Origin of the sequence: Allobosea sp. RAF48 (assembly GCF_052114025.1) — a bacterium.
GTDB lineage: Bacteria > Pseudomonadota > Alphaproteobacteria > Rhizobiales > Beijerinckiaceae > Allobosea.
Genome location: NZ_JBFRDZ010000028.1, coordinates 1 through 14,785, shown reverse-complemented (window position 1 = coordinate 14,785; position 14,785 = coordinate 1). Strand labels below are relative to the sequence as shown.

Here is a 14,785-nt window from a genome sequence, read left to right as displayed (position 1 = left end):
GATGCGCGCGCCCCTCCCGAAAGTCTTCATCACCTGTGCGATCACCGGCAACCTGACCAGGCCCGAGCAGAGCCCGCATCTGCCGATCACGCCGGAGCAGATCGCCAATTCCGCGCTCGAAGCGGCGGAAGCCGGTGCGGCGATCGCCCATATCCATGTCCGCGATCCGCAGAGTGGCCGGCCCTCGATGGAGCTTGCGCTCTATCGCGAGGTGGTCGAGCGCATCCGCGCCGGCAATCCCGATCTCATTATCAACCTCACGACCGGTCCGGGCGGGCGCTTCGTACCCTCCGAACAGGATCCGAAAGTCGCTGGCCCCGGCACGACATTGATGGTGCCTGAAGAGCGCGTCGCCCACGTCGCGGCGCTGAAGCCCGATATCTGCACGCTCGACCTCAACACCATGAATTCCGGCGGCGAGGTCGTGATCAACACGCCCGGCAACGTCCGCCGCATGGCCAGGGTAATCGCGGAGGCCGGTGTGCGCCCGGAGATCGAATTGTTCGATTCCGGCGACATCGCCTTGCTCACCGACCTGATCAAGGACGGCACGCTGCAGCCGAAGCCGCTGACCTCCTTCGTGATGGGTGTGCGCTACGGCTTCCAGCCCTCGCCCGAGACCGTGCTCTATGCCCGCGGCCTTCTGCCTGAAGGCGCGCTCTTCACCGCGATCGGCATCGGCCGCTCGGCCTTCCAGAGCGTAGCGCTCTCCTATCTCGCCGGCGGCCATGTCCGCGTCGGACTGGAGGACGGTGTCTATATCGACCACGGCGTCCTCGCTCCCTCGAACGCGGCGCTGGTTCAGAAGGCCCGCCGTATCGTTGAGGACCTCGGCGGCCAGATCGCCACCCCGCAGGAAGCCCGCGCCCTCATCGGCCTGCCCGACCACGCCGCCGGCGCGAAGCGGGTGGCCTGACCTCTCTCATCGGAAGCGAACCATCATGTCCCCTGCCACCCAAGCCCTCATTCGCGAAGCCCAGGCCACCCGCCCGCAGACCGTGCGCGGCCTGCGGCTCCATACCAAGGCCGCGAGCTATGAAGAGATCGCGCTGCCGATCGAGGAACGCCCCTTACGCCCGCTCGCCGCCCATGAGGTTCTGGTCGAAATCCAGGCCGCGGCCGTCAACCCGTCCGACGCCAAGGCTGCGACGGGGCTGATGCCCTATGCCGTGTTCCCACGCACGCCGGGCCGCGATTTCGCCGGCACGGTCGTCGCCGGGCCGGCCGGCCTCCTCGGCAAGCAGGTCTTCGGCTCCTCCGGCGATCTCGGCATCCGCCAGGACGGCGCCCAGGCGAGCCATCTGATCGTCGAGGCCGATGCGGTCGTCGAGATCCCCGCGGGTGTCACGATGCGCGAGGCCGCCGGCATCGGCGTGCCCTTCGTCACCGCCTGGGAGGGTCTGCGGCGCGCCGGCCTGCCCAAGGCTGGCGAGACCGTGTTGATCCTCGGCCTCAACGGCAAGGTCGGCCAGGCCGCTGCGCAGATCGCGAGCTGGCGCGGCGCCAAGGTCATCGGCATCACCCGCCGGCAGGAACCCTATGCCGGCCATGCCAGCGGCCCGGTCGAGGTCATTTCCGCCAGCGGCACGGATGTGCCGGCGCGGGTGCGCGAGCTCACCGGCGGCAAGGGCGCCGACATCGTCTTCAACACGGTGGGCGACCCCTTCTACGAGATCGGGCAGAAATCCATGGCCGTCGGCGGCCGGGCGATCTTCATCGCCGTGATCGACCGCTTCGTCACCTTCGATATCCTGGCCTTCTACAAGGGCCGTCACACCTATGTCGGCATCGACACCATCGCGCTGAGCTCGGTCGAAACCGGTGCGATCCTGCGCGATCTCGCTCCGGGCTTCGCTGTCGGCTTCCTGAAGCCCTTCCCGATCAAGGACAGCGCGGTCTATGCGCTCAAGGACGCCCACGCCGCCTATCAGGCGGTGATGGGCTCCTCACGCGAACGCGTCGTGCTGGTGCCGGGAGCCTGACGCCATGCATGTCGTGCGCTTCGGCGAGGCCCCGCCCTATGACGCCCCCGGCCATGCGCTGATGAAGATGGTTCGGCTGCAGGGCCGCGAGGCCGGCCCGGCCGACACGGCGTGGCTTGGCGTCTCGACCATCGCGCCCGGCGGCGGCACGACGCTCGACGCTTCCGCCGTCGAGAAGCTCTATGTCGTGCTCGACGGCACCGTCACCGTCTCGAACGGACAGGACAGAGTCAGCCTGAGCCGCTGGGATTCCTGCCGGATCGCGCCCGGCGAGGGGCGCCAGCTCAGCAACGAAACGAACGCGCCCGCCTCGATCCTGCTCGTCATGTCGCTCCAGCCTCCGACGCCGGCCTGAATCGGCGCGACCACGAAGAGACTGCGAAACGCCTAGCCAAGAAACACAACCAAGCGCGGGCGCGTCCGTCCGCGGCGGCGCCCTCGTGCGCCCAGGGAGGACCAAAATGGCTGCAGATCATCCTTCACCCCGCCCGGCCAAGCGCTGGTACAATATTCTCTACATCCAGGTCTTGATCGCCATCGCCTTCGCCATCGTGCTCGGCCATTTCTGGCCGTCGATCGGCGTCGAGATGAAGCCGCTCGGCGACGGCTTCATCAAGCTGATCAAGATGGTGATCGCGCTGGTGATCTTCTGTACCGTCGTCTCCGGCATCGCCGGCATGAGCGACATGAAGAAGGTCGGCCGCGTCGGCGGCAAGGCGCTCATCTATTTCGAGGTGGTCTCGACGCTGGCGCTGGTCATCGGCCTCGTCGTCGCCAATGTCGTCAAGCCGGGCGCGGGCTTCAACGCGCACCCCTCGGCGCTCGATGCCAAAGCCGTGGCCGCCTATGCTGGCAAGGCCGGCGAGCAGACGATCACCGAGTTCCTGCTCAACGTCATCCCCAACACCGTCGTCGACGCCTTCGCCAAGGGCGACATCCTGCCGGTGGTGCTGATCTCGATCCTGTTCGGCTATGTACTCTCCCATCTCGGCGAGCGGGCGCGGCCGGTGCGCGATGTCATCGATGCCGGCGCGAAGCTCGTCTTCGGCGCGATCAACGTCATCATGAAGCTTGCCCCGATCGGCGCCTTCGGCGCCATGGCCTTCACGATCGGCCGCTACGGCGTCGGCTCGCTCGGGCCGCTCTTCCTGCTGATTGCGACCTTCTACCTGACCAGCGCGATCTTCGTCCTTGGCGTCCTCGGCCTCATCGCCCGCTGGGCCGGCTTCAGCATCCTGAAGTTCCTGGCCTACATCAAGGAAGAGATCCTGATCGTCCTCGGCACCTCCTCCTCCGACTCGGCCCTGCCGAGCCTGATGGAGAAGCTGGAGCGCGCCGGCTGCTCGAAACCGGTCGTCGGGCTGGTCGTGCCGACGGGTTATGTCTTCAACACCGACGGCACCTCGATCTACATGACGCTCGCCGCGCTCTTCGTGGCGCAGGCGACCAATACCGACCTCAGCCTGCACCAGCAGCTCGCGATCTTCGCCGTGGCGATGCTGACCTCGAAGGGCGCCTCCGGCGTCACCGGCGCCTCCTTCATCGCGCTGGTCGGCACGCTCTCGGTGGTGCCCGCGATCCCCGTCGCCGGCATGGCGCTGATCCTCGGCATCGACCGCTTCATGAGCGAGGCCCGCGCCCTGGTGAACATGATCGGCAACGGGGTCGCGACGCTGGTCATGGCCCGCTGGGAGGGCGAGCTCGATCAGGCGAAGCTCGAGGCAGCGCTGTCGGGAGAAGCCTTGCCCGATACGGCGACAGAGGAGCATCCAGCGATTGCCCCCGGCACGCACGGCCTCGCCGTCCGCACGGGCGAGGCGCTGAGCGGCGCCACGGGGCAAGCCTGAGGCGTCAACGATTGTCGCAAGCTTGCGGGGCGGCTAGCGTCCCGCGAGCCAAAGCACTGCCCGAGATCATGAGGACGAGCGCATGCCAGCCCCCTCCACCCCCGTGAACGTCGCCGTGCTAGACGACTATCAGAACGTGGCCTTGTCGATGGCGGCTTGGTCCGCGCTCGACGGGCGAGCGCGGATCACCGTGTTCAACGACCATCTCGCCGATCCGGTTGAAGTCATCGCGCGCCTTCAGCCGTTCGATGTCGTCTGCATCATGCGTGAGCGCACGCCGATGACGCGCGCGATCATTGAAAGCCTCCCGAGGCTGCGCCTGATCGCCTCGACCGGCGCGCGCAACGCCTCGATCGATGCCAAGGCGGCTGAGGAGCGCGGTATACAGGTCGCCTTTACCGGCTACTCCACAGCGCCGACCATCGAAATGACATGGGCGCTGATCCTGGCAAGCGCACGTGGACTGGTCGACGAGAACGCCTCGTTTCGTGCCGGCGGCTGGCAGCGCCGTATCGGCGGCGATCTCAGCGGACGGACCCTGGGCCTTCTCGGCCTCGGCAATATCGGCACCGCCGTCGCCCGGATCGGCCAGGCCTTCGGCATGAACGTGATTGCCTGGAGCCAGAACCTGACCGCGGAACGGGCCGAGGAAGCGGGTGCGACCTGGGTCTCGAAGGAGGATCTGTTCCGCCAGGCGGACTTCCTCAGCGTCCATCTGGTCCTGAGCGGCCGCAGCCGCGGGCTCGTCGGCGCGGCGGAGCTGGCGCTGATGAAGCCTACCGCCCGGCTCGTGAACACGTCGCGCGGGCCGATCGTCGTCGAGGCCGATTTGATCGCCGCTCTGGAGAAGAAGACGATCGCCGGCGCCGCCATCGACGTCTTCGATCAGGAGCCTCTCCCCCCGGACCATCCGTTCCGCAACCTGCCGAACCTGCTCGCCACCCCCCATATCGGTTACGTCTCGCAGAACCTGTATGAGCGCTTCTACGGCGATACCGTCGCGAACATCCTGAAATGGTTGGACGATCGCGCATCGCCCTGAAGGCGGCGAGAGACGCAGTGGCCGAATTGAACCGAGCGCGCATGATCGGTTCGCGCTTCTCCGGCAATTTGCTCTCCTGGGTTGCGCATCATGGATCGGCTTGAGAGTATCGAAACCTTCGTCCGCGTCGCGGAGACAGGCAGCTTCGTCGAGGCGGCGCGACAGCTGCGTGTTTCCCGCTCCGTCGTGACGGACCGCATCAAGCAGCTTGAGGAGTTCGTCGGCGGCCCGCTGCTCCATCGCAGCACCCGTGCGGTGCGGCTCAGCGAGCTGGGGCAGTCCTTCCTGCCTCAATGCGCCGCGCTTGTCCGGCAGGCGAAGGATCTGCTCGGCGAGATGCGCATCGATCCGGCTGGAACGGCCGGCACTCTGAAGGTCCATGCGCTGACGGGGCTGGTTCTGGGGCGGTTCGCCTCGCTGCTCCGGGATTTCCAGAGTTCTCACCCCGAGCTCCAGATGCAATTGACGGTCAGCGACGTCGTCGTCGACCCGATCAAGGCAGGCGTGGACTGCGCGCTGCAGATGTTCCAGCCGACATCCGGCGAGTTCATCTCCCGAACTCTGTTCTTCGTCAGGCGCGTCTTCTGCGCGGCGCCCAAATATCTTGCAGCTCATGGCACGCCGCTGCACCCGCGCGATCTGCATCATCATCGGCTCGGCCTCTATTCCGGCTATCCGACGCGCGACCGCTGGACGTTTCACCGCGACGGGCAGGCCGAGATCGTCGACCTTGCCCCGACGCTGCTGACCAACAGCGTTCATCTGCTCTGCGAATATGCGCAGGAACAGGCCGGCATTGTCTGCCTGCCGACGCTGCTCGCCAGCGAACAGATCCAGAGGGGCCGGTTGGAGCTCGTGCTGCCGCAATACTCCCTGTCGTCCTTCCCCTTGAACGCGGTCTATGCAGTGACGTCACGCCAGACCTTCAAGCTTAAGCTGTTCATCGACCATATCCGCGCAACCTTCGGCGGGTTGCCGCCCTGGGACGAGGCCCTGATCGAAGCGGGTCTACTTCCGGCGACGCCGCACGATGAAAACGGCGCCGCACTCGCCGCGGACCTCATGGCGATTAGTCGGGATCACCGAACAATGCGCTCGGCGTGAGGCAGCTATCGAACACTGCGCGCCTCCCCTAAGGTCGGCCGGTCACCACAACACAGCTGCCCGGCGAAGGCACCTTCACCGATCGGACATGACCGCCCCCGAGCGGCCGTGACAGGCACTGTCATGTCGCGAGAGGGGTCATGAGATACGGCAATCGCGCAACGATCCCGCAATCGGACGTCGCCCCATGAGCTTCGCCGATCTCGAAGCGAAACTCGGGTTGACGACGCCCATCCGGCATCAGCTCTTCATTGACGGCCGTTTCACCGACGCAATCTCCGGCGAAACCCTCGCAACGCTCAATCCGCACGACAACAGCGTGATCGCGCAGGTCGCGGTCGCGGGGCGGGAGGATGTGGACGCCGCCGTCGTCGCTGCCCAACGCGCCTTCCCGGCCTGGAACCGGATGGCGGCGGCCGAACGCGGGCGCATCCTGCTGCGCCTGGCCGATCTGATCGAGGCGCATGCGGAAGACCTCGCGCGGCTGGAAACGCTCGACACCGGTCATCCGCTGCGGGATTCGCGGCGTCTCGACGTTCCCCGCACCGCTGCCTGCTTCCGCTATTTCGGCGGCATGGCCGACAAGTTCCAGGGCGAGACCATTCCCGTCGAGCCGGGCTTCCTCAACTACACCCTGCGCGAGCCGGTCGGCGTCGTCGGGCAGATCGTGCCCTGGAACTTCCCGCTGATGTTTACGAGCTGGAAGATGGCCCCGGCGCTTGCGGCCGGCAATTGCATCGTCCTGAAGCCGGCCGAGATCACGCCGCTGACCTCGCTCAAGATCGCCGAACTGATGGCGCAGGCCGGCCTACCCGACGGCGTCGTTAACATGCTGCCGGGGCTCGGCAGCGTCGCAGGACAATACATCGCCGAGCATCCCGACATCGCCAAGATCGCCTTCACCGGCAGCACCGCCACCGGCCGGCGCATCGTCCAGGCCAGCAGCGGCAATCTGAAGAAGGTCCAGCTCGAACTCGGCGGCAAAGGCCCCAACATCATCTTCGAGGATGCGCCGCTGCAAGCTGCCGTGAACGGCAGCGCCTGGGCGATCTTCCACAATCAGGGTCAGGCCTGCATCGCCGGAGCGCGCCTACTGCTGCACGAGAAGATCGCCGACGCCTTCCTCGACCAGTTCCTGCCGCTGACACGCTCGATCCGGCTCGGCAACCCGCTGGACGAGGCCACCGAGATGGGTCCGCTGACAAGCATGCAGCATCGCGAACGTGTCCTGTCCTATGTCGACACCGCCATGCAGGAGGGTGGCGATATCCTGGCCGGCGGCAAGGCACCGGCAGGCGCGCTTGCCGGGGGCTGCTATGTCGAGCCGACTGTGGTCAGGGCGAAGTCCTTCCGCGACCGGGTCGCACAAGAGGAGGTGTTTGGCCCCTTCGCCACCGTGCTGACCTTCTCGACCGACGAGCAGGCGCTGCAGATCGCCAACGGCACCGATTACGGCCTGGGCAGCGGCCTGTGGACACAGAATCTGAGCCGCGCGCATCGCGTCGCCCGCGATCTCAATGCCGGAATGGTCTGGGTCAACAGCTACAAGCGCGTGAACCCCGGCTCGCCCTTCGGTGGCGTCGGCAAGAGCGGTTACGGCCGCGAGATGGGCTTCGACGCGATGCACGAATATACGCAGGTCAAGAGCGTTTGGGTGAACGTGGACGCCGAGATCCCACCCCATTTCCAGCGCTGAAAACACCAGGGAGGAAACCACCCCATGATCCGCAAGGCTCTCAAGCTGGCTGCCGCAGGCGCCCTGCTGCTGATGCTGCCCGCACTCGCGCAGGCGCAAAGCTGGCCGAGCAAGCCGATCCGCCTGATCGTCGCCTTCCCCGCCGGAGGCCTCGTCGACACCGTCGCCCGCCAGTTGCAGCCCTCCCTGCAACAAGCGCTCGGGCAGCCTGTCGTGATCGACAATCGCGGCGGCGCGGGCGGCACGATCGGATCGGCCGAGGTCGCCCGCTCGGAGCCGGACGGGCACACGCTGCTTATGATCTTTGACAGCTATGCGACCTATCCGCTGGTCTTTCCGAAGCTGAGCTTCGATTCGTTGAAGGATCTGAAGCCTGTGACGCAGATCGCCAGCAATCCGCTGGTCCTGGTCGTCAATCCGCGTGTCCAGGCTAACGACCTGAAGGCGTTCGTCGCCCTGCTCAAGGCGCAGCCGGACAAGTTCAACTATGCGTCGGTCGGCGCGGGCTCCAGCAATCACCTGACGGCGGAGCTGTTCCAAGAAGCCACCGGCACGACCATCACCCATGTGCCCTATCGCGGCGGCGGCCCGGCCCAGCAGGACCTGGTCGGCGGGCAGGTGCAGATGATGTTCCTGTCGGCTTCGCTCGCGCATCCGCATGTCAAGGCGGGCGCCCTGCGCGCACTGGCACAGACGGGAGCGGAACGGGTTCCCGCCTATCCGGATACGCCGACCGTGGCGGAGAGCGGCTATCCCGATTTCACCGTCAACTCATGGGTCGGCCTGCTCGCTCCGGCCGGCACGCCGCAGCCGATCATTGACCGGCTCCACGCCGAAATCCGCAAGATCGTGACGGAGCCCGCCCTGGCAGCGCGCCTCCAGGAGCAGGGCCTCACCGGCGTGGCAAGCACGCCGAACCAGTTCGCCAGCACGCTCCGGACCGAGCAGGGCAAGTGGACGCGCCTCGTCACCCAGCGCAAGCTGAAGCTGGACTGAGGGGAGCGCGGCCTCCCGCCTGTGCCGATCCGATCGTGCCCTGGAGAATTTCCGTGCATCAAGGAAATGCTCCAAGGCTTTGTTTTATCGCATTGTCTTTCACGCGAACCGGTGTCCAGTTCGCGCGAAAGCGCTCTAAGCGGAGAGCGACGGATAGTCCGTGTACCCACGCGACGTGCCTCCGAAGAATGTCGCGCTGTCCGGCACATTGAGTTCCGCGACCTGCTTCAGACGCTCGGGCAAATCCGGATTGGCAATGAAGAGCCGGCCAAAGGCGATGATGTCCGCCCTGCCCGTCTCAAGCGCCTCTGCCGCCTTGGAACCGTCATAGCCTCCCGCCAGCATCAGGACGCCATGAAAGCGTCGGCGCAGATCGCGAATGATGGCATCCCAGCGCGGATCGAGAACGGCGTGCTTCTCGGTCCCGACGATTTCCGGCTCGACGAGGTGCAGATAGGCGAGGTTGCGCTTGTCGAGCTCGTCCACGATGTAGCCGAAGGTTTTCTCAGGCGTCTCATCGTCCATTCCCATGAAACGGCCCATCGGCGTCAAGCGAACACCAACTCGCCGCGAATCCACGACCTGGCTGATCCGATCGACCACCTCGATGAGCAGCCGGGCCCGATTTTCCGAGCTCCCGCCATACCGGTCGGTCCTGCGATTGCTGGCGCTATTGATGAACTGATCGAGGAGGTAACCGTTTCCGGCGTGAATTTCGACCCCGTCCATTCCGGCAGCGAGCGCATTTCGCGCGGCAGACACATAGTCTTCGACGATCGCCTCGATACCTTCGATGGCAAGTTCCTGCGGGACGGGAATATCGGTCCAAGCCCCCTGCCCGTTTTCATCGACGATGAAGGTCTTGCCCTGGACTTCCATAGAGGTCGGCGCAACCGGAGCTGCTCCGCCTGGCTGAAAACTCGGATGCGACACGCGCCCCACATGCCAGAGCTGCAAGAATATCCGCCCGCCCGCGGCGTGAACGGCATCGCTGACAGCCTTCCACCCGGCAACCTGCTCAGGCGTATGAATGCCAGGCGTCCAGGCATAGCCCTGACCCTGCTGAGATACTTGAGTCGCTTCGGTCACGATAAGCGCCGCGCTCGCTCGCTGCTTATAATATTCGACCATCATCGCGGTCGGCACGTTCCCCTTGCCAGCGCGCGATCGCGTCAGAGGAGCCATTGCAATCCGGTGCGGCAGCTGCAGCGAAGGCAGTGTCAAAGGTTCAAAGATCTGGGTCATGCTTCATCTCTCGGCTGATGTCGCCAAGAGATGTAACCGTCGGGCCTGCATGATAATCCAACGTTGCCGGAGTTCATTTTTGCGTGGCGAGCAAAGGCAGACGCTCCGGGCAGTCGCCCCACGGGAACATCAACTCCCTCCCGGTATCGTCAGGGCGTTTGAGGCGACAAGTCTTGATCGATGACGGGGCAATTGCGCCGGGCGATCGTCACAGCGCGTCAGCGCCAGTTTTGGCGCCCTGCTTTACGGAAAACCTGAATGGACTCAGTCTCTCTCGCCGTTTTCGTTGAAGCGGTTTCCGCCGGGAGCCTTGCCGGCGCGGCGCGTCGCTTGGGTCTCGGATCGTTGGCCGCTGGGCGCAGCTTGGCTTCACTGGAACAACGGCTTGGCGTCCGTCTCCTCCAGCGCAACACCCGGTCCCTATCTCCGACCGCAGCTGGCGTGGCATTTCTTCCCCACGCGCAAGCCATGCTGGAAGCGGAAGCGGCGGCCATTGCGAGCATCGCCGGCAACACGGACGCGAGCGGTCTTTTGCGCGTGACCGCCTCGGCCGCATTCGGGCGAAAGGTCATCGTGCCCTTCATCGCCACGTTCATGAACCAGCACCCGAAGATCAAGGTCGACCTTCTGGTTACAGACCGCTTGGTCGATCTCGTTGGCGAGGGCTACGATCTTGCGATCAGAATCGCTCAGCTTCGAAACAGCGACCTGATCGCCCGGCGCTTGTTCGACAGTACGCGGATACTCGTCGCCGCCCCCAGCTATCTGGAACGCGCGGGCCCCCTGGGACAGCTAAGCGACCTCGCGAACCATGAATGCCTGTCGCTCGCCGGCCAAACCCATTGGTCGTTTCGTCAAGGAGGCAAGCAGGTTACACAGCTTGCCGGCGGGCGGTTTACGGCGAACTCGATCGAGATACTGCACCGTGCATGCGTCGAAGGCCTCGGTATCGCGCTTCTCTCCGAATGGGACGTGCACAGCGAGATAAAGGACGGCTCGCTGGTTCCCCTGCCGTTGCATGATGCAATTGCCGAAACCCTGTCAGTCTCCGCAGTCTATCCGAGCCGCCAATTTCTGCCGTCAAAGGTCAGACTATTCGTCGAGCAGCTTCGAGCCAGGCTTGATGACAACCTCTGGCCACTGGACTGAGCAGCTCGCTTCGTTGCCTTTTTTTCGGACGCGGCGAGTTGTTTTCACCGTGCGTTTTTCGCGCCCCTAAATTGCAGCATTCCAGCAGGGCCGAACAGCGCACCTCCTGGCCGGAACACTGCTATTCTCGACTTGCGGGCGGGTAGACATTGGAGATTTGGGCGGCGCCTCGGCGTTCGTCGAGGCGCCGCGTCGTACGGTCAGTGCTTGCGTGCAAGCGGGCGGGTTCTAACAACCTGCAGCAGCGCCGCGAGAAGCCCGAGCACGAGTCCCAGCGCCACGACACCGGTCCAGCCTCCGAACTGCCAGGCCGCAGTGCCCGCGGCCGATCCGGCCGCCCCGCCCAGGAACATCGCGCCCATCAAGATGGTGTTCAGTCGTGCACGGGCCTCGGGCCGCAGGGCGAAGACGATGTGCTGGTTCGCGACGAGCGCCGACTGCATGGCGAAGTCGAGCAGGATCACGCCGACGACCAGACCCAGCAAGGAGGTCCACAGCCCGAACACCAGCCAGGACATGACGGTGAGCACGGCTCCCAGCGCAACCACCGGCGCCGCCCCATGCGAGTCCGCGAAACGCCCGGCCAGCGGAGCTGCGAAGATGCCGACTGCGCCCACAACCCCAAACAGTCCTGCAACATCAGCACCCATGCCGAAGGGAGGCGCCTGAAGACGGAACGCCAACACGGTCCAGAAGGCTGTAAAGGCCGCGAAGATCAGGGCCTGCGTCGTGGCTGCCAGCCGCAGCTGCGGAAACTCGCGCCAAAGACCGGCGATCGAGCGGAGCAGCCGCCCGTAGCTGAGTTGAGAATCGGGCTCACTGCGAGGCAGGGCCAATATCACGAGACCGGCAGCCAGGAGCGCCATGGGAGCGCCCAGCCAGAACATCTCACGCCAGCCGCCGTGAGTTGCGACGATACCAGCCAAAGTTCGGCTGAGAAGAATACCGGTCAAAATTCCGGCGAGGACGGTTCCAACCGTCGCTCCCCGTCGCTCCGGCGACGCCAAATGCGCGGCAAATGGAACGATCTGTTGGGCGACGGTCGCCGTCAGACCCACGGCGACCGAAGAGAGCACGAGCATCGCCGCGTTCGGCGCCATAGCCGCCAAAATCAGGGAAAGCGCGAGCAGTCCGAATTGAAGAACGATCAGGCGTCTGCGTTCAACGACATCGCCGAGAGGTACCAGCAGAAACAAGCCTGCTGCATACCCCAACTGGGTCGCGGTCGGGACGAGCGCTGTCAGCGAGCCAGGGATGTCGGCTTCAATCAGCCCGAGCATGGGTTGGTTGTAATAGATGTTGGCGACCGCGATGCCGGCGGCACCGGCCATCGCGAAGGTCGTGAGGGGCGAGAGACCTCTCGATGGGGTCTCGACAGTGATGCTAGCCATGGGGGATCTCTTTCGTTCCGATGTCATCTTGGCCTTGTGTTTCGGAACTTAACTGCCCTGCACGCTTCGATTTACTGACCCAGATTGATGGTCCTATACATCGAGCTTTGATGGAATAAGGACGCGAAATGCCCGTGCTGCCGCTAGCGTTTGCGGCGGCTGCCCAAGGTTGCTGAGCCCTTTTTTAGCGTTGGGCCGTCGGTTCGACGCGGCGACCCTTGTCAGCCTCGCGGCGCGGCTCCTTAGCCATCATGATCGAAACCAATGACCGACATGCGCGTCAAAGCCGTGCCAGCGGCGCAGGAGGTCCCTAAAATTCTCAGCGACAAATTGCTGGGCTGCCATTGGGTCTGGCATCTTCGGTCCTGGTAGGTTTCGACTTACCGGACCGCGGCAGCGCCTATCCGGCCTTCGCCTCCAGCCGATCCCGGATTGCGAGAATGGCTTGCCGAATTTTTTCACGCTGTTCTTCGGTCTCGCCGATGGCGTCTGCAATCGCAATGTTGATCGGAGGGACCTTTTCGAGAAGTTTTCTACCCGAGGCGGTTAAATCCACCGTGACGACACGTTCGTCAGTCACGGCCCGAGCGCGAGAGATAAGCCCCGCCTTCTCCAAACGCTTGAGCATCGGCGTGAGCGTGCTCGATTCAAGCTTAAGACGCTCTCCGATCGCGCCAACGGGTTGCGCACCTTCGTCGGTGAGCACGACAAGGCACAGATACTGCGGGTAAGTCAGCCCCAATTCGTCGAGCAATGGACGATAGACGCGATTGAACATGTGTGCGGTCGAATAGACCGCGAAGCAGATGTGTTGGTCTAGCGATAGCATGTTCCGTCCCAGCCGGCTGGCACTCGATTCATTCTCGTCAGGCTAGCGCATTCCCATCAAATTGGAACTTGACGGCCGAATTATGTCGCGGGATAAATAATCGTGCCGACGTCAAGTGTTTCTGGTGACATTCCGGATTGCTCTGTGAGGCAGGCCGCCGCGTCCGGATCGCGCGGTTCTACGTGTCGGGATGCCGGCAACGGTCATGGTGTGATGGTCATGGGCGAAGCGCTGTCGACCCTTCATCGGGGCTTCTACGGCCAGAGTGCCGTGGACCATTTCGGTATGACAGGGAACGCCCTCGCCTCCTTCGAGGTCGAGGGACAGCCGGCGCTCGTCGCAACCCACCTGCGTTGCTGTCGGCAATCAAGGGAACGAACCCTGCCGATTGCCTCCGATGCGGCGTTTTCAATCCTCTATCAGTTCAGCGATCTACAACGCCGCTCGCGTTGGCTTCGCGGACACCTGGATATCTCTAGCCCTGTCCACGCCAGGGAGGTGGAGATCGTCGATCTACGCGATCGTCCACAATGGCAGTTCAGCGGCGAGTTCCACGCCCTCCAGTTCTACGTCTCCGTCGCTGGCCTGGCATCATTCGCCAAACAGTGCAGCGTAGGAGCAATCACGTCGTTGAGCTGGCAGACTGGGATTCCTGACAACGTTCTCTGGGGATTATCCAACGCCCTCATCCACGCCGCCGCAGCGCCGAACTCAAATCAGCTCCTGATCGATCAGCTGGCCATCGCGCTCCTGACGCATTTTATGGAGAGCTACGGACATCTGCAGCCTCCTGAAAAAGAACATGCGACTGGATTGGCTCCGTGGCAGAGACGGCGAGCTACGGAAATGATGGCCGCCCGTCTCGCTTCCAACCTGAAAATCGCGCAGATCGCCGACGAGTGCAGGCTAAGCCCGAGCCATTTCGCCAGAGCCTTCCGTCGCAGCATGGGCGTCGCGCCACAGCGCTATCTCACGCAACTCCGTATCGAAGAGGCAAAAAAGCTCCTGACAAAGGGAAATTTGCCGCTATCGGATATCGCTCTCGTTTGCGGGTTCGGCGACCAGAGCCACTTCACACGCGTCTTCGGGCAGATGACCGGGGAAAGCCCCGGCGCATGGCGGCGATCGCGGACCGCTCAGCTCTCCGAAGACGCCTGACCTGAGACCCTTTTCTCCTCCGGTCTGAGGGAGAGTCCTGAGTTGGGTTGATCCGAGACCGTTTGCTGGACCGCCGGAGGCTGGAGTTTCCGGCCTTCGATCACGGCGGTGAGCTGGGTGTCCCGCCGGGATTTTGCAGCAGGATCGGTGGCTTGTTGCCGATGGCCCCGTGCGGCCGATCCTCGTTGTAGTATCTGACCCAAGCCTCCATCTTTTCGGCCGCATCTGCAAGCGTCAGGAACCAGTGCGTGTTCAGGCACTCGCTGCGGAAACGGCCGTTGAAGGCTTCGATGAAGGCATTGTCGGTCGGCTTTCCCGGGCGGGAGAAGTCGAGCGTGTCGAGCGT

Annotated in this window: 14 protein-coding genes; 10 read left to right on the top strand and 4 right to left on the bottom strand. The window is 64.3% G+C overall.

Translation table 11 applies throughout. The features are described from left to right. Position 1 precedes the first annotated feature (1 nt). From AB4Z10_RS28580 to AB4Z10_RS28545, 8 genes are all read left to right on the top strand, one after another. Positions 2–916: a beta-keto acid cleavage family enzyme gene (locus tag AB4Z10_RS28580; protein ID WP_441473788.1), complete on the top strand. Its 915-nt coding sequence runs from the start codon at positions 2–4 to the stop codon at positions 914–916. Between the two features lie 25 nt (positions 917–941). Beyond that, positions 942–1,982 (top strand): quinone oxidoreductase family protein, encoded by a 1,041-nt coding sequence (locus AB4Z10_RS28575; RefSeq protein ID WP_441473787.1) that lies wholly within the window; start codon positions 942–944, stop codon positions 1,980–1,982. A gap of 4 nt (positions 1,983–1,986) precedes the next feature. Next, positions 1,987–2,337 carry a cupin domain-containing protein gene (locus AB4Z10_RS28570; RefSeq protein ID WP_441473786.1) on the top strand — a complete coding sequence of 117 codons (351 nt, stop codon included), beginning with the start codon at positions 1,987–1,989 and terminating at the stop codon, positions 2,335–2,337. Positions 2,338–2,443: 106 nt separating this feature from the next. Further along, positions 2,444–3,829 carry a dicarboxylate/amino acid:cation symporter gene (locus tag AB4Z10_RS28565; protein WP_441473785.1) on the top strand — a complete coding sequence of 462 codons (1,386 nt, stop codon included), beginning with the start codon at positions 2,444–2,446 and terminating at the stop codon, positions 3,827–3,829. Positions 3,830–3,911: 82 nt separating this feature from the next. Next, complete coding sequence (locus AB4Z10_RS28560; RefSeq protein ID WP_441473784.1) at positions 3,912–4,871, top strand: D-2-hydroxyacid dehydrogenase family protein; 960 nt, start codon at positions 3,912–3,914, stop codon at positions 4,869–4,871. Positions 4,872–4,961: 90 nt separating this feature from the next. Continuing rightward, complete coding sequence (locus AB4Z10_RS28555; protein ID WP_441473783.1) at positions 4,962–5,975, top strand: LysR family transcriptional regulator; 1,014 nt, start codon at positions 4,962–4,964, stop codon at positions 5,973–5,975. Positions 5,976–6,162: 187 nt separating this feature from the next. Then, positions 6,163–7,671: an aldehyde dehydrogenase family protein gene (locus tag AB4Z10_RS28550; protein ID WP_441473782.1), complete on the top strand. Its 1,509-nt coding sequence runs from the start codon at positions 6,163–6,165 to the stop codon at positions 7,669–7,671. Between the two features lie 24 nt (positions 7,672–7,695). Further along, positions 7,696–8,667, top strand: coding sequence for a tripartite tricarboxylate transporter substrate binding protein (locus tag AB4Z10_RS28545; RefSeq protein ID WP_441473781.1), 972 nt, complete (start codon positions 7,696–7,698; stop codon positions 8,665–8,667). A 135-nt stretch (positions 8,668–8,802) separates the two neighbouring features. Here AB4Z10_RS28545 and AB4Z10_RS28540 read toward each other — a convergent pair whose 3' ends face one another. Next, a complete protein-coding gene (locus AB4Z10_RS28540) occupies positions 8,803–9,912 on the bottom strand; it encodes an alkene reductase (protein ID WP_441473780.1) in 1,110 nt (369 codons plus the stop codon). A gap of 258 nt (positions 9,913–10,170) precedes the next feature. Between AB4Z10_RS28540 and AB4Z10_RS28535 the strand changes: the two genes are divergently transcribed. After that, complete coding sequence (locus AB4Z10_RS28535; RefSeq protein ID WP_441473779.1) at positions 10,171–11,061, top strand: LysR family transcriptional regulator; 891 nt, start codon at positions 10,171–10,173, stop codon at positions 11,059–11,061. Between the two features lie 200 nt (positions 11,062–11,261). Here the strand turns inward: AB4Z10_RS28535 and AB4Z10_RS28530 are convergent, their stop codons facing one another. Together AB4Z10_RS28530 and AB4Z10_RS28525 are read right to left on the bottom strand one after the other, a co-directional pair. Next, on the bottom strand, positions 11,262–12,452 hold the full coding sequence (locus AB4Z10_RS28530) for an MFS transporter (RefSeq protein ID WP_441473778.1): 1,191 nt from the start codon (positions 12,450–12,452) through the stop codon (positions 11,262–11,264). A gap of 400 nt (positions 12,453–12,852) precedes the next feature. Continuing rightward, positions 12,853–13,230, bottom strand: a complete 378-nt coding sequence (locus tag AB4Z10_RS28525; RefSeq protein ID WP_441473777.1) for a MarR family winged helix-turn-helix transcriptional regulator — start codon at positions 13,228–13,230, stop codon at positions 12,853–12,855. Positions 13,231–13,500: 270 nt separating this feature from the next. Here AB4Z10_RS28525 and AB4Z10_RS28520 point away from each other — a divergent pair, with 270 nt between their 5' ends. Continuing rightward, positions 13,501–14,439, top strand: coding sequence for a helix-turn-helix domain-containing protein (locus AB4Z10_RS28520; protein ID WP_441473776.1), 939 nt, complete (start codon positions 13,501–13,503; stop codon positions 14,437–14,439). Between the two features lie 100 nt (positions 14,440–14,539). Here AB4Z10_RS28520 and AB4Z10_RS28515 read toward each other — a convergent pair. Beyond that, positions 14,540–14,785 (bottom strand): integrase core domain-containing protein (locus AB4Z10_RS28515; RefSeq protein ID WP_441473775.1); only part of this gene is annotated, 246 nt, incomplete at its 5' end.

Bases quoted from the DNA above. Each gene is read 5' to 3' on its own strand.
- AB4Z10_RS28565 (WP_441473785.1), top strand. From the start codon at position 2,444: ATGGCTGCAGATCATCCTTCACCCCGCCCGGCCAAGCGCTGGTACAAT.
- AB4Z10_RS28575 (WP_441473787.1), top strand. From the start codon at position 942: ATGTCCCCTGCCACCCAAGCCCTCATTCGCGAAGCCCAGGCCACCCGC.
- AB4Z10_RS28530 (WP_441473778.1), bottom strand. From the start codon at position 12,452: ATGGCTAGCATCACTGTCGAGACCCCATCGAGAGGTCTCTCGCCCCTC.
- AB4Z10_RS28540 (WP_441473780.1), bottom strand. From the start codon at position 9,912: ATGACCCAGATCTTTGAACCTTTGACACTGCCTTCGCTGCAGCTGCCG.
- AB4Z10_RS28550 (WP_441473782.1), top strand. From the start codon at position 6,163: ATGAGCTTCGCCGATCTCGAAGCGAAACTCGGGTTGACGACGCCCATC.
- AB4Z10_RS28525 (WP_441473777.1), bottom strand. From the start codon at position 13,230: ATGTTCAATCGCGTCTATCGTCCATTGCTCGACGAATTGGGGCTGACT.
- AB4Z10_RS28560 (WP_441473784.1), top strand. From the start codon at position 3,912: ATGCCAGCCCCCTCCACCCCCGTGAACGTCGCCGTGCTAGACGACTAT.
- AB4Z10_RS28580 (WP_441473788.1), top strand. From the start codon at position 2: ATGCGCGCGCCCCTCCCGAAAGTCTTCATCACCTGTGCGATCACCGGC.
- AB4Z10_RS28535 (WP_441473779.1), top strand. From the start codon at position 10,171: ATGGACTCAGTCTCTCTCGCCGTTTTCGTTGAAGCGGTTTCCGCCGGG.
- AB4Z10_RS28545 (WP_441473781.1), top strand. From the start codon at position 7,696: ATGATCCGCAAGGCTCTCAAGCTGGCTGCCGCAGGCGCCCTGCTGCTG.
- AB4Z10_RS28555 (WP_441473783.1), top strand. From the start codon at position 4,962: ATGGATCGGCTTGAGAGTATCGAAACCTTCGTCCGCGTCGCGGAGACA.
- AB4Z10_RS28570 (WP_441473786.1), top strand. From the start codon at position 1,987: ATGCATGTCGTGCGCTTCGGCGAGGCCCCGCCCTATGACGCCCCCGGC.
- AB4Z10_RS28520 (WP_441473776.1), top strand. From the start codon at position 13,501: ATGGGCGAAGCGCTGTCGACCCTTCATCGGGGCTTCTACGGCCAGAGT.